Below are 13,740 nucleotides of genomic sequence, written 5' to 3' on the forward strand. Positions count from 1 at the left end.
ACGAGCGAAGACTCAGCGGGTTTCAGCCAGCCCGTGACGCACCCGGTTGTAGAGGGTATAGAGGCAGAGCGCCAGGATCACAAGCAGCAATCCATTGACCCAGGTGCCGTCAAGCAAACCCAGGGCGACACCGGTACCCAGTACGCCGAAGGCGAAGGCGCGGTCGCTCTTGCCCATGGGCCCGTCGTAACGGCGCGATGCACCTGCCAAGGGGCCCATTACGCCCGCGTATTCGCTGACCGTCGCCAGCAGCACCACCAGCACCACCAGCGCCGGCCACACGCCCACCAAGAGCGCGAACGGCAGGTACAAGGCGGCATCGGCGATCACGTCGCACAGCTCGTTCAGATAGGCGCCAAGGGTGGATTGCTGGGCAAATTCGCGCGCCAGCATGCCGTCGATGGCATTGAGTGCCATGCGCAGCAGCATCCATATTGGCACCAGGATGAACAAACCGTGGAGGTGAGGCAGGGCCGCTAGCAACAACCCTAGCGCAACGGAGATGACGGCAGCGGCGAGCGTGACTTGGTTGGCCGTGATGCCCCGGTCATACAGGCGCTGCACCAGAGGCCGCAGCAGGGCCTGGAAACGGGGTTTGAGCTGGTAGATCGATGCCACTGGCAAGTCCTTTTTGGTGGGGCGTTGTCGCGCATTCTGGTGCAGTCCTGGTGGCCGGTAAAGCCGCAGGTACCATGACTGCGCTGCAAGAAGTTTCAGGTCCGCTCGGTGAATACCCCCACCAATGCCGCTGCATAGCCTGGCAGGGCCGCGAAGTCCCGCGCGCACAACAGCAACCTCCGGTTAGCCCAGGGTTCCTGCAGTGCCATGGCCCGCAGCGGCAACACCCCTTGCCAGCGCTGCACCGCCGCCAGGGGTACGACGCCGACGCCGGCACCGCCTGCGACCATGCGCAACACACCCTCCAAGCCCTCGGCGCGGACCCTGACGCGCATGCGCTGGCCTGCACGCAGCGCCTGCTCTTCCAGGTAAAGGGCCAGGGCACTGGCCGGCCCGAGACCGACATGACCATGGGCCAGGCTGTCGACGAAGCGCGGCGTGGGAAGGTTGGCGAGCGGGTGATCATTCGGCGTCACCAGTACCAACGGGTCGTCACGAAAGGGTCGTGTCTGTAGATGCTCGCTAGGGGCTGCGCTGGAGATGATACCCAGGTCGGCCATGCCCTGGGTGATGGCCTGCACGATGCGCAAGCTCGGGTGCTCCTGCACATCCACGCTCATCCCAGGGTTCTCGGCCAGATAGGCCGCCAGCAGTTCGGGCAGGTATTGGGTCAGGGCCGCGGTGTTACACAGCAAGCGCACCTGGCCCTGATGCCCTTGCGCGTACTGACCCAGGTCGAATTGCAAGCGCTCGACCTGTTGCGCGATGAGCCGGGCATGTTGCAGCAAGGCCTGCCCCGCAGGCGTGGGGCAGACACCCCGGCGATTGCGCAGCAAGAGTGCAACGCCCAGGGACGCTTCCATGGCACGAATCCGGGCGCTGGCTGCCGGCAGCGAAAGGTGGCTGCGCCCAGCGCCGGCGGTGATATTGCCGCACTCGACGGTGTGCCGGAAAAGCGTCAGGTCAACGAGGTCAAAATGCATGAGGCTCTGTCTGGGCAATAGGCTGACCACGAATATGACAGATGTTCAGCACGTCATGCATTGACCATGATGGGCACATGATGACCTTCACAGCGTTTTACCAAGACCTTGGCCCATTGTTGACTGCGCTGGTATTTGCCACCTTTCTTCTGGCAGGTGCCGTCAAAGGCGTGATCGGGCTCGGCCTGCCAACTGTTGCCATGGGGCTGCTGGGCCTGGCTATGCCACCTGCGCAGGCTGCTGCGTTGCTGATCGTCCCCTCCACGGTGACCAACCTCTGGCAACTGGCGGCAGGGGGGCATTTGCAGGCGTTGCTGCGCAGGCTGGGCCCGATGCTGGCCATGATTTTCATCGGCACCTTGCTGGGCAGTATGTGGCTGGGCATCAGCAGTGGCCCCTGGGCCGCGCATGCACTGGGGGGCGCACTGATGCTCTATGCCGTTTACGGGCTGGCTGGGCCGGCCTTGCGCGTTGCGCGGAAACGGGAAGGGTGGCTAGGTCCTGTCTGCGGCCTGGCTACCGGGGTGATCAGTGCGGCCACGGGCGTGTTCGTGATGCCGGCAGTGCCTTACCTGCAAAGCCTTGGTCTTAACCGTGATGAGATGATTCAGGCCCTTGGGCTGGCATTTACGGTGTCCACCCTGGCGCTGGCCTTCGGCCTTGCCGGGCAGGGCGTACTCGGCGGTCCGGCGCTGGGTGCCTCTTTACTGGTGGTGGTGCCCGCCCTGCTTGGCATGCAGGCGGGCCAGTGGCTGCGTCGACGCGTCAGCGCACAGGTGTTTCGCCGCTGTTTCTTCGTGGGCCTGATGCTGCTGGGCGTGCATTTGCTGATCAACGGTTAGCGGATGAGCCGCTGAGCATGTCGACCCGTTGGATTTCGAAGTCGCGCTCCAGGTAATCCATGCGCCGGTCGAAAAAAGCGGCCATGTGCGGCAGGGCCGAGTGCACATCCAGTGCCGCCTTGTTCGCCCAGACTTCGAAGAACACGAACAGGCTCGGGTCCTGCTGATCGCGCAGCATGTGGTATTCGATACAGCCGGGTTCGCGGCGGCTGGGCTCGACATAGGGCCGGAACAGTTGCTCGAAGGCTTCTGCCATTTCCGGGCGTGTCTTGGCTTTAAGGATGAAGGCGTACTGCTCGTTCATGACGTTCTCCTGCTTCGGGAGTGCTAGAGATTAAAGCAATAATCCCTGCCGATTCGTGATCTTGAGGCAAATGTATTTTGCCTTTTATTGGCTGTTTCCCAACCGGGCCTGACTTTAACCTGCTTGCCTGCAATCAGTGTCCAGGTCCGGGAGGCCCCTATGAAAAACATCCTGCTACTCAACGGCGGCAAACAGTTTGCCCATTCCGCCGGGCAGCTCAATACCACCCTGCACGAGGCCGCACTGGCGCACCTTGACCGTGCAGGTTTCGACGTACGTCAGACCTTTATCGACGGGGGCTATGACGTGCAGGAGGAGGTGGAGAAATTCCTCTGGGCTGACGTGGTGATCTACCAGATGCCAGGCTGGTGGATGGGCGCCCCCTGGACCGTCAAGAAGTACCTCGATGAGGTCTTCACTGCCGGGCATGGCAGCTTGTATGCCAGTGATGGTCGTACTCGCTCGGATCACACGCAAAAATACGGCAGTGGCGGGCTCATTCAAGGCAAGCAGTACATGCTGTCGCTCACGTGGAATGCTCCGCAGCAAGCGTTCGACGAGGCTGACGACTTCTTCGAGGGCAAAGGTGTGGATGCGGTGTACTTCCCTTTCCACAAGGCGCAGCAGTTCCTGGGCATGAGCGGCTTGCCGACCTTCCTGGCCACCGACGTCATGAAGCGCCCGGATGTCCCGGCCGCGTTGGCGGCCTATCAAGCGCACCTGGACCGCGTGTTTGGCAAGGCTCAGTAGGCCTCTGCATTGTGGGCATCGCTGGACTTCCCTCGCGCAAGCGGCTATCTAGACCCTGGCGACTCTATCCACAGGCCTTGATGTGAAAACCCGATCCGAAGAACTCCAGGTGTTCGTCGCCGTCATCGACGGTGGGTCGATCTCAGCAGCGGCCGCGCAGATGGGCCAGACGCCCTCGGCAGTCAGCCGAACCCTGGCGCGCCTGGAGGCCAAGCTGGGCACCACGCTGGTCAACCGCACCACCCGGCGCATGGACCTGACCGAGGAAGGACGGTTCTTTCTCGAACAGGCAAGGCAGGTGCTGCGGCAGATGGACGAGCTGGAAGAGCGCCTGGCGATGAACCGGCAGACGCCCACCGGTCGCCTGCGGGTCAACGCGGCCACGCCATTCATGCTTCACGCCATCGTGCCCTGGATAGGCGAGTTCCGGCAGCAGTACCCTGGCATCGAGTTGGCGCTCAACACCGACGACCTGATCATCGACCTGCTTGAGCACAGTACCGACGTGGCCATTCGCATCGGCGAGCTGGCCGATTCCAGCCTGCACGCGCGCAACCTGGGTTGCAGCCCGGTGCAGGTACTCGCCAGCCCGGCTTATCTGAGGCGTCACGGCACACCGCAGCGGGTCGAGGATCTGGCCGATCACTGCCTGCTTGGCTTCAGCCAACCCGAGACGTTGAACCAATGGCCTCTGCGCCATGCTCAGGGCGAGCACTGGACCATTCGGCCCACGCTGGTCGCGTCCAGCGGCGAGACGCTGCGCCAGCTGGCGCTGGCCGGGGAGGGCATCGTCAGCCTGTCGCACTTCATGACCCACGAAGACATTCGCAGCGGCCGTCTTCAGGTCGTGCTGCCCCAGGCCAGTAACGGCCACCGTCAGCCCATCCATGCGGTGTACTACCGCAATACCCAACTGGCCCTGCGCATTCAATGCTTCCTGGATTTCATCCAGCGCAAGTTGGCGATCTACGCCTGTTCAGTTGCCTGAACGCGACATCTGCTGCCTAGGGGCGGCGCGTGCTGGACGATGAGATTGCACAGGCCTGACGCTTGGGTCTTACTGACGGTCCCACAAGAACAACACCCAAGGAATGTGTCATGCGTAGCGTCCCTTTCCAATACCTGGCTCTGGCAGCCGCGCTGTTGGGCAGCTCATCGGTGTACGCCGTTGCCCTGGAGGGCGGGGCTGTCGCCGCGCCTGATCAGTACGGCGCCCAGGTAGCCGCCGATATCCTGAAAAAAGGCGGCAACGCGGTCGATGCCGCGGTAGCCACCGCATTCACGCTGGCAGTCACTTACCCCGAGGCCGGCAACATTGGCGGTGGTGGTTTCATGACGTTGTTCGTGGACGGCAAGCCCTATTTCCTCGACTACCGTGAAGTGGCGCCCAAGGCGGCCACGCGCAACATGTACCTGGATGACAAGGGCGAAGTGATCGAGAACCTGAGCCTGGTGGGGGCCCGTGCTGCGGGCGTACCAGGCACGGTGATGGGCTTGTGGGAGGCCCATCGCAAGTTCGGCAAGCTACCATGGAGCGAGCTGCTGACGCCGGCCATCGGCTACGCTAAAAACGGCTTCAAGGTCGCGGACAAGCAGTATCAGTACCGCAACGATGCCCAGGGCATGTTCAAGACCGCCACCAACTTCAACGACTACTTCGGCAGCATGAAGGTCGGTGAGCTGTTCAAACAACCCGAGATGGCCCAGACCCTCGAGCGCATCGCCGACAAGGGCGTGAGCGAGTTCTACCAGGGTAAGACCGCCGACCTGCTGGTGGCGCAGATGCAGGCCGATAAGGGGCTGATCACCAAGCAGGACCTGAAGGACTACAAGGCCGTGTGGCGCGAGCCAATGGCCGTCAGCTGGCGCGGCAATGTGGTGTACACCGCGCCTCCGCCCAGTTCCGGTGGGGTTGCCCTGGCCCAGCTGTTGGGCATCAAGGAGGACCGTGCCGCCGATTTCAAGGGTGTGGCGCACAACTCTGCGCAGTACATCCACCTGTTGGCCGAGATTGAAAAGCGCGTCTTCGCCGATCGGGCCGACTACCTTGGCGACCCGGCTTTTACAAAAGTGCCCGTGGACCAGTTGGTGGCCAAGGATTACCTGGCTAAGCGCGCAGCGCAGGTCAATCCCAAGGCCATTTCCGCCACCGATCAGGTCAAGCCAGGGCTGGAGCCGCACCAGACCACGCATTTCTCCATCGTCGACAAGGCCGGCAATGCAGTCAGCAACACCTACACGCTCAACCTCGATTACGGCAGTGGCGTGGTGGTCAAGGGGGCCGGGTTCCTGCTCAATGACGAGATGGACGACTTCAGCGCCAAGCCAGGTGCTGCCAATGCGTTCGGCGTAATCGGTGGCGATGCCAATGCCATCGAGCCGGGCAAGCGCATGCTGTCTTCAATGAGCCCCAGCCTCATGACCCGTGACGGCAAGGTGGAGCTGGTGATCGGCACGCCGGGTGGGTCGCGTATTTTCACCTCGATTTTCCAGGTGATGAACAACCTGTACGACTACGGCATGCCGCTGGACAAGGCAGTGGCTGCGCAGCGGGTGCACCACCAGTTGCTGCCCAAGGACACGATCTATTTCGACAGCTATGCGCCGCTGACCGGGCAGGTGGCCGCTGATCTGAACAAGATGGGTTATGTGTTGGAGGACCAAGGCTGGGAGATGGGCGACATCCAGGCCATTCGGGTCAATGGACAGACGCTTGAGACCGCGTCCGACCCACGTGGTCGTGGGGTAGGGATGGTAGTGAAGTGAAAAGGCTGATGGCGCGCCGGAGTGCTGGCATTCAGCCAATGGCTGGGGACCGCAACAAAAGCTGAGGCCGCTGTGCGGCCTATCGCGGCACAAGGCCGCTCCCACAGGATTCGGGTAGCCTCTGGATACGCAAACCCGTGGGAGCGGCCTTGCCGGGGCGCCGGACCGGCCGCGATGGGCCGCAAAGCGGCCCCATGTAACCAGCTCCACGACAGGCTGCACAAACTGCTGCGGCGCCTCTGCTACGGCCCCCCGTCCAACCCTTTGCTTCAGGTCAAACCCGGAACCGGCTGACCAGCATTTGCAACTCACCCCCAAGCCGCGCCAGCTCAACGCTCGACGCCGCCGTCTCGTCGCTGGCCGAGGCCGTCTGCTCCGACACATCGCGCACATTCAGGATGCTGCGGCTGATCTCTTCAGCCACCGCGCTCTGCTGCTCGGCCGCAGCGGCAATCTGCTGGTTCATCGACTGGATGCTCGACACGGTGCCTGTGATGTTCTCCAGCGACTCACCCGCCTTGCGCGCCAGTTCGACGCTGCTGTCGGTCAAGGCGCGGCTGCCCTGCATGGCATTGGCCACCTGCTGGGTGCCATGCTGCAGGCTGGCGATCAGCTCCTCGATTTCCTCGGTCGACTTCTGCGTACGCTGGGCCAGCCCGCGCACTTCATCTGCCACCACGGCAAAACCGCGCCCGGCTTCACCCGCACGCGCCGCCTCGATGGCCGCGTTGAGGGCTAGCAGGTTGGTCTGCTCGGCCACCGACTTGATCACGTCCATGACGCTGCCGATTTTCTGGCTTTCCTGCTGCAACGCGGTCATGGCCTCGGTGGAGCGGTGCATGTCCTGCGCCAGGCGCTCGATCTGGCAGATTGCCTCGCCCACCACCCGATCCCCGGCCCGCGCTTCGCCATCGGCACCTGTGGCCGCCTGCGAAGCCTGTTCGGCATTGCGCGCCACTTCCTGAACCGTGGCGGCCATCTCGTGCATCGCCGTAGCCACTTGGTCGGTTTCGACTTTCTGGCTGTTGGCACCGGCACTGGTCTGTTCGGTCACGGCTGACAGCTCCTCGGCAGCGCTGGCGATCTGGGTCACGCCATCGCGAATGCCGCCGATCAGCTCGCGCAGGGTCGTGCCCATGCGGGCAATGCCTTGCTGCAGCACCCCCAGCTCGTCGCGGCGGGTGACATGCAACTGCTGGGTCAGGTCACCGCTGGCGATTTTCTCAACCGCGGCCAGGGTGTCCTGCAACGGCCGGGTGATCTGCCGGGTGATCAGGACGGCTGCCACGATGCCCACCAGCAATGCCAGCAGGGTGGCGATGGTCTGCAAGGTGCGCGCCTGGCTGCTTTCGACGTCGCGACGCTCCAGCTGGATCTTGTACAGCGCATCGCTGTGCTTGACGATGTCCGCGCCCTGAACCGTCATCTCGGCGCGCGCACTGGTAATGGTGGCCACGGCATCGCGGAATTGACGCGTAGCTTCACGGTAGTCGGTGACTGCGCGCTCGAGCTGTTGCACCCGCTCGCTTGGGCCGGACAGCTCACGCTTGAGACTATCGACCACCGCAAGCGCCGCATCGAGCTGGCGCAGAGCCGCTTGCTCATTGTCCGCCGTGTTGTCGGCGATGTAGCCGCGTACATCGATACGCACCTGCATCAGTTGCTGGCGGGCCTTGCTGATCAGCTGGTACTGCGCAAGGCGCACGCTGTCGGCCTCTGGGCGAGCCATGACTTCCTGGCTCAATGCCTCCATGGCTTGGTCAGCCTGGTTACCGGCGCGGGTCATGGCGGCGCGGGCGGCACGGCTGGCGTCATAGCCCTGGCGCATCTTGGACAGCGATACCTTGTAGGCGCTGATGATGTCGCCCAGTTCGCCCAGCAACTTGACGTTTTCAGGGCTCTTGAACGTGTGCTCCAGGTAAGCCTGCTGCTTGCTGAAGGTGTCGAGCTTGGCCAAGGTGTTGGCAGCAGCGGCGTCATCGCCGTTGGCGATCATGTATTGCAGGCGGGCGATACGCAGGTCGGTAAGGTCCTTGTTCAACTGGCCGATGTCGCTCATCCAGTTGCTGCGGTCGATGAGACCGCCCAGGCTCGTCCAGCCCACCAGGGCCAGCAGGCCGGTCAGGATCAGCACCAAGCCGAAGCCCAGGCCGAGTTTGAGGTTGACGCTGATATTGGCAAACCAGCTGTTCATGCACGCACTCCAGAAGTTGTTTTCGCTCTTTTGATCTCCGATCGCAAGGCGTTGTTATTCTGGATGCCCGCTCAATCGTGCTGGAGTTATCGGCCGTTGGCGAGGAAGCTGAAACGCTTTTTCAGCCGTAAGGGCGATACGGCGCGTTTCAGCGACCACAGGTGCTGCAATAGTCGAATCAATCAGGTGCAACGCTGAACATGTTCAGAGATTACGCGCGCTGAAGGTGTCGCAGCTGTCGACGTCGCCTTGAGCGAACCCGGCCTTGAACCAGCGTACGCGTTGCGCCGAGGTGCCGTGGGTGAACGAATCCGGCACCACGCGCCCTTGACCTTGTTGCTGCAGCCGGTCGTCACCGATGGCATTGGCGGCATTGAGCGCTTCCTCCACATCGCCAGGTTCCAACCAGTTCAGGCGTTTTTGTGCCTGGTAGGCCCACACGCCAGCAAAACAGTCAGCTTGCAGTTCCTGGCGCACCAGCAGGCCATTGCTGCCTTCCATGCGCTGGCCGCTGCGTCTTGCCGCATCCACCTTGGCCGAGACGCCAAGCAGGGTCTGCACGTGGTGGCCGATTTCATGGGCGATCACGTACGCCTGGGCGAAGTCGCCGGCAGCCGAGAAGCGTGTTTCCATTTCCCGGAAGAACGACATGTCCAGGTACACCTGCTGATCCGCCGGGCAGTAGAACGGCCCGACCGCCGCGGTGGCAAAGCCGCAGGCAGAATTCACCTGACCACTGAACAGCACCAGCTTGGGGTCCCTGTACTGTTTGCCGGACTGGGCGAACAGGGCTTGCCAGGTGTCTTCGGTGTCGCCCAATACGGAGGCGACGAATTCTGCCTGCTGGTCATTGGCCGGTGGCGCCTTGCCATCGGTCACGGCAGGCGCTTGCTGCTGCATCTGGCCAGTCAGTTGACCGAGGATCTGCAAGGGATCCTGGCCCGTCAGCCAGCCGATCCCGACAATCAGCAAGATGGCGCCAAGCCCCAGCCCTTTGCCACCGCCAAAGCGCATGCCACCGCCACCTGCGCCCCGTGCATCGACCACATTGTCGCTACGCCGGCCTTTTCGCCATTCCATGAGTGCTCTCCAGAGCGTGAAACAAGAAGACAAATATTAGTTCAACACAGCCTCAGGTGTCAGAGCACCGGCAGCTGTCTAGCGCATTGGAGATTGCCGGGGCGGCTGAATTCAATTTCATCGGCCCCGACCTGCACAGGGTCCAGGCTCAGCGCCGCACCAGCAGCACACCGCTTTCCATGTGGTGGGTGTAGGGGAACTGATCGAACAACGCGCAACGCTCGATCCGGTGGGTATCGTGGAGCTGGGCAATGTTCGCCGCGAGTGTTTCCGGGTTGCACGAAATGTACAGGATCCGCTCGAAGCGCCGTGTCAGCTCGCAGGTGTCCGGGTCCATGCCGGCGCGCGGCGGATCGACGAAGACCGTGCCGAATGCGTAGCTTTTCAGATCGATGCCTTCCAGGCGGCGGAACGGGCGCACCTCGTTCAGCGCCTGGGTCAGCTCTTCAGCCGACAAGCGCACCAGCCGCACGTTATCCACAGCGTTTTCGGCCAGATTGCTCAGTGCAGCATTGACCGAGGTCTTGCTGATCTCCGTGGCCAGCACCTGGCGCACCCGGGTGGCCAGCGGCAAGGTGAAGTTGCCGTTGCCGCAGTACAGCTCGAGCAGGTCGTCATCGCGCTCGCCAATGGCCTCGAAGGCCCAGCTCAGCATCTTTTGGTTCACGGCGCCGTTAGGCTGGGTGAATGCACCTTCAGGCTGGCGATAGCTGAACACACGGCCGGCCACGTCGAGCTTTTCAACCGCATAGTCACGGCCGATGACCAGGCGCTTGCCCTTGGAGCGGCCGACAAGGCTCACTCCCAGGTCTTCAGCCAGTTGCCGCGCAGCCACTTCCCACGCTTCGTCCAGCGGGCGGTGGTAGCACAGGGTGACCATCGCATCACCGGCCAGGGTGGTGAGGAATTCCACCTGGAACAGGCGATTGCTCAATGCCTCGCTGGCCTGCCAGGCCGCCTTCAGGCGCGGCATCAGGTCGTTGATGCGCTCGCTGGCAATCGGAAAATCGTCGATCAGGATAGCCTTGTGCTTCTCGCCAGGGGCGAACATCGCATAGTGGCGCTGGCCGTCCTCGCGCCACAGGCGGAACTCCGCACGCAGACGATAGTGCGCGCGCGGCGAGTCGAACACGGCAGGCTCTGGCGCACCAAAGGGGGCCAGCAGCGCACGCAAGCGGGCGGCCTTATCCTGCAGTTGCGCGTCGTAGGCGCTAGGGTCGAATGCAGCACTCATGCGTTGAACCAACCCAATTTGATGACGAACAGGATGGAAAGAATCACCAGGGCCGCGTTCAGGTCATGGCGACGCCCGGAAATAAGCTTCACGGCGGTCCAGGCGATGAAGCCGAAGGCAATGCCGTTGGCAATCGAATAGGTCAGCGGCATGGCCAGCGCGGTAACCACCACCGGGGCGGCTTCGGTGACATCGTCCCAGTTGATTTCCGCCAGGCCCGAGGCCATCAGCACGGCAACGAACAGCAACGCTGGCGCAGTGGCGAATGCCGGTACGCTGCCGGCCAGCGGCGCGAAGAACAGGGCCAGCAGGAACAGCACGGCGACCACGATGGCCGTTAGGCCCGTACGGCCCCCGGCGCTTACGCCAGCCGCAGACTCGATGTAGCTGGTGGTGGTCGAGGTGCCCAGCAGCGAGCCGGCCATGGCGGCGGTGCTGTCGGCAATCAGGGCACGGCCCATCTTCGGCATGTGGCCGTCCTTGCCCATCAGCCCGGCGCGCTTGGCTACGCCAATCAGGGTGCCGGAGTTGTCGAACAGGTCGACGAACAGGAAAGCGAAGATGACGCTCACCAGGCCCACATCCAGCGCCCCGGCGATGTCCAGCTGCAGGAAGGTCGGCGCCAGCGAAGGCGGCATGGACACGATGCCCCCGAATGGCGTCACGCCCATGGCAATGGCGGCCACGGTCACGGCCAGGATGCCGATCAACACGGCGCCGCGCACCTTCAGCGCTTCCAGGCCTACGATCAGGAAGAAGCCCAGGGTGGCCAGGATCGGTGCCGGCTGGCGCAGGTCACCCAGGCCAACCAAAGTCGCAGGGTTATCCACGACGATGCCCGCGTTGTGCAGCGCGATCAACGCCAGGAACAACCCGATACCCGCCGCAATGGCCGAGCGCAGGGGCAGGGGAATGCTGTTCACGATCCATTCCCGGATCCGGAAGATCGACAGCAGGAAGAACATCACCGCCGACAGGAATACCGCGCCCAGGGCCACCTGCCAGGTGTGCCCCATGTGCAGCACCACGGTGTAGGTGAAGAATGCGTTCAGGCCCATGCCCGGCGCCAAGGCGATCGGGTAGTTGGCGATCAGGCCCATGGTGGTCGAGCCAATGGCCGCCGCCAGGCAGGTCGCGACGAACAGCGCACCCTTGTCCATGCCCGTCTCGCCGAGGATGCTCGGGTTGACGAAGAGAATGTAGGCCATGGCCAGGAAGGTGGTGACGCCCGCCAGTATCTCGGTGCGCACATTGGTGTTGTGTGCTTTTAGTTGAAACAGCCTTTCCAGCATGCCCGCTCCCCGAGGCGCCCCCGGCGCCATGAATATGTCGACCCCATCAGCAAAGCACAGACCGTACCGGCTGCCGTGATTTCTATGGGGCAGAAAAAAGCCGCGCATCATACCAGCATGCCGTGCAGGGGCCTATGGCCGTCTGGGAATAGACCGGCCCCGCCCGGTGCGCATGGCGTGCAGGGCCGCTGGGGTGGCTTTTCAGCCTTCGTGCAAACGGTCTCGGTTGGCCAAGGTGGGGAACAGTTTTATCCACACCCCCGTCACCACCAGGGTCCCCACCCCACCCATGACGACGGCCGGGACCGTACCAAACCAGTGCGCGGTGACCCCCGATTCGAATTCGCCGAGCTGATTGGAGGCACCGATGAACAGCCCGTTGACGGCGCTGACGCGCCCGCGCATTTCATCCGGGGTATGCAACTGCACGAAGGCGCCTCGAATGACCATGCTGATCATGTCGGCAGCGCCCAGCACCACCAGGACCGCCAGGGAAAACCAGAAGGACGTCGAGAGGCCGAACGCAACAGTGGCCACGCCAAAGACGCCAACTGCCGTGAACATGGTTCGGCCCACCTTGCGCTCGAAGGGAAAGCGCGCCAACCACACCGACATGAGCAACGCGCCCACCGCGGGCGCCGAACGCAGCAGCCCAAGGCCCAGCGGGCCTGTCAGCAGGATGTCCTTGGCAAATACCGGCAGCAGCGCCGTGGCCCCGCCCAGTAGCACGGCGAACAAGTCCAGCGAGATGGCGCCCAGGATATCCGGTCGGCTGCGAATGAAACGAATGCCGGCCAGCAGCGACTCGACGGTGGCACGGCCGCGTTGAACGACCTGTCCTCGCACGTGCAGGCTCAGGGTCAGCCCACAGGCTATGGCATACAGCACCACGGTCGGGCCGTAGACCCAGCCGCTGCCGAAGGCATACAGGAACCCACCCACGGCGGGGGCCACGATGGTGGCCGACTGAGTCGCAGAGGCCGAAGCGGCGACCGCCCGTGGAAACAGGCCCGCGGGCACGACGTTGGGCAACAGCGCCTGGGTCGCCGGCATCTCGAACGAACGGGTGGCGCCGAGCAGAAACGCCAGCACGAAAATCAACTCGCGGCTGACCTGGTCCGTGGCGCTGCCCAGCGCCAGGGCCAGTGCGATCAGCCCTTGCAGGCATTGGCACAGGGCGGCGACCTTGCGCCGGTCATAGCGGTCGGCCACATGGCCGGTATGCAGCATGAACAGCACACGGGGTGCAAATTCCACCAGCCCCACAAGCCCCAGGTCCAGCACGTTGCCGGTCAGCTGATACAGGTGCCAGCCAATCGCCACGGTCAACATCTGGAATCCGCTGGCGGTGAAGACCCGTGCCAGCCAGAACGCCAGAAAAGGGCGATGATGACGCAACAGCAGCGGTTCAGTCTCGGACATCGGACACCTGTGACCTCGATGCAAGGAAGCTCCGCAGCCTATCATCTGTATGTAACAAATAGTTGCTGTTTACCGTGTTCGACACAGTTTCCGTGCCGCTGAACAGGGGGTGGGGCAACCGGTCACGCGGCAAACAACCACACCTCGCACCGGGCTGTTCGGGGCTATGCTTGACTCATATCGTTGACCTGGATCAATCGTTACGTTTGCAACGATCCCCGACGATTTCGGCCTTTGGCCGCAATCCCTGCACAT

General features: G+C 63.1%; 12 protein-coding genes and 1 pseudogene. 4 read left to right on the plus strand and 9 right to left on the minus strand.

Features of this window, described 5'->3' with window-relative positions; all coding sequences use genetic code 11:
- Positions 1–12: 12 nt before the first annotated feature.
- Together ACF8GB_RS14920 and ACF8GB_RS14925 are read right to left on the minus strand one after the other, a co-directional pair.
- Positions 13–618: a CDP-alcohol phosphatidyltransferase family protein gene (locus ACF8GB_RS14920; RefSeq protein WP_392527266.1), complete on the minus strand. Its 606-nt coding sequence runs from the start codon at positions 616–618 to the stop codon at positions 13–15.
- A 95-nt stretch (positions 619–713) separates the two neighbouring features.
- Positions 714–1,601 (minus strand): LysR substrate-binding domain-containing protein, encoded by an 888-nt coding sequence (locus tag ACF8GB_RS14925; RefSeq protein WP_058604853.1) that lies wholly within the window; start codon positions 1,599–1,601, stop codon positions 714–716.
- A gap of 77 nt (positions 1,602–1,678) precedes the next feature.
- On the opposite strand from ACF8GB_RS14925, the gene ACF8GB_RS14930 reads away from it, so the two are divergent.
- Positions 1,679–2,443: a sulfite exporter TauE/SafE family protein gene (locus ACF8GB_RS14930; RefSeq protein WP_197843725.1), complete on the plus strand. Its 765-nt coding sequence runs from the start codon at positions 1,679–1,681 to the stop codon at positions 2,441–2,443.
- Here the strand turns inward: ACF8GB_RS14930 and ACF8GB_RS14935 are convergent.
- Positions 2,433–2,747, minus strand: coding sequence for a putative quinol monooxygenase (locus ACF8GB_RS14935; protein WP_058604855.1), 315 nt, complete (start codon positions 2,745–2,747; stop codon positions 2,433–2,435). The two genes, ACF8GB_RS14930 and ACF8GB_RS14935, sit on opposite strands and share 11 nt — an antisense overlap.
- Before the next feature lie 159 nt (positions 2,748–2,906).
- Here ACF8GB_RS14935 and ACF8GB_RS14940 point away from each other — a divergent pair, with 159 nt between their 5' ends.
- From ACF8GB_RS14940 to ggt, 3 genes are all read left to right on the plus strand, one after another.
- A complete protein-coding gene (locus tag ACF8GB_RS14940) occupies positions 2,907–3,497 on the plus strand; it encodes an NAD(P)H-dependent oxidoreductase (RefSeq protein WP_078477999.1) in 591 nt (196 codons plus the stop codon).
- Between the two features lie 82 nt (positions 3,498–3,579).
- Positions 3,580–4,485, plus strand: coding sequence for a LysR family transcriptional regulator (locus ACF8GB_RS14945; RefSeq protein ID WP_058639884.1), 906 nt, complete (start codon positions 3,580–3,582; stop codon positions 4,483–4,485).
- A 110-nt stretch (positions 4,486–4,595) separates the two neighbouring features.
- Complete coding sequence (gene ggt, locus ACF8GB_RS14950) at positions 4,596–6,263, plus strand: gamma-glutamyltransferase (RefSeq protein ID WP_058639883.1); 1,668 nt, start codon at positions 4,596–4,598, stop codon at positions 6,261–6,263.
- A gap of 274 nt (positions 6,264–6,537) precedes the next feature.
- Here the strand turns inward: ggt and ACF8GB_RS14955 are convergent, their stop codons facing one another.
- From ACF8GB_RS14955 to ACF8GB_RS14980, 6 genes and pseudogenes are all read right to left on the minus strand, one after another.
- Positions 6,538–7,401 (minus strand): methyl-accepting chemotaxis protein, encoded by an 864-nt coding sequence (locus ACF8GB_RS14955; protein ID WP_392475719.1) that lies wholly within the window; start codon positions 7,399–7,401, stop codon positions 6,538–6,540.
- Positions 7,393–8,457, minus strand: a pseudogene (locus ACF8GB_RS14960) (methyl-accepting chemotaxis protein); the annotation flags it as partial. The pseudogene ACF8GB_RS14960 and the gene ACF8GB_RS14955, both read right to left, overlap by 9 nt.
- Before the next feature lie 204 nt (positions 8,458–8,661).
- Entirely contained in the window at positions 8,662–9,537 is an 876-nt protein-coding gene (locus ACF8GB_RS14965; protein WP_058604860.1) for a neutral zinc metallopeptidase, read from the minus strand.
- A 148-nt stretch (positions 9,538–9,685) separates the two neighbouring features.
- The gene (gene trmA, locus ACF8GB_RS14970; RefSeq protein ID WP_058604861.1) at positions 9,686–10,771 is read right to left on the minus strand and encodes a tRNA (uridine(54)-C5)-methyltransferase TrmA; all 1,086 of its coding nucleotides are present in this window, start codon (positions 10,769–10,771) and stop codon (positions 9,686–9,688) included.
- The gene (locus ACF8GB_RS14975; RefSeq protein ID WP_023534351.1) at positions 10,768–12,063 is read right to left on the minus strand and encodes an NCS2 family permease; all 1,296 of its coding nucleotides are present in this window, start codon (positions 12,061–12,063) and stop codon (positions 10,768–10,770) included. Before ACF8GB_RS14975 ends, trmA begins: the two co-directional genes overlap by 4 nt.
- 201 nt (positions 12,064–12,264) lie before the next feature.
- Positions 12,265–13,485: an MFS transporter gene (locus ACF8GB_RS14980; protein WP_196141352.1), complete on the minus strand. Its 1,221-nt coding sequence runs from the start codon at positions 13,483–13,485 to the stop codon at positions 12,265–12,267.
- Positions 13,486–13,740: the final 255 nt, after the last annotated feature.

This window comes from Pseudomonas sp. xss_4 (genome assembly GCF_043104125.1).
Taxonomy (GTDB): Bacteria; Pseudomonadota; Gammaproteobacteria; order Pseudomonadales; family Pseudomonadaceae; genus Aquipseudomonas; species Aquipseudomonas parafulva_B.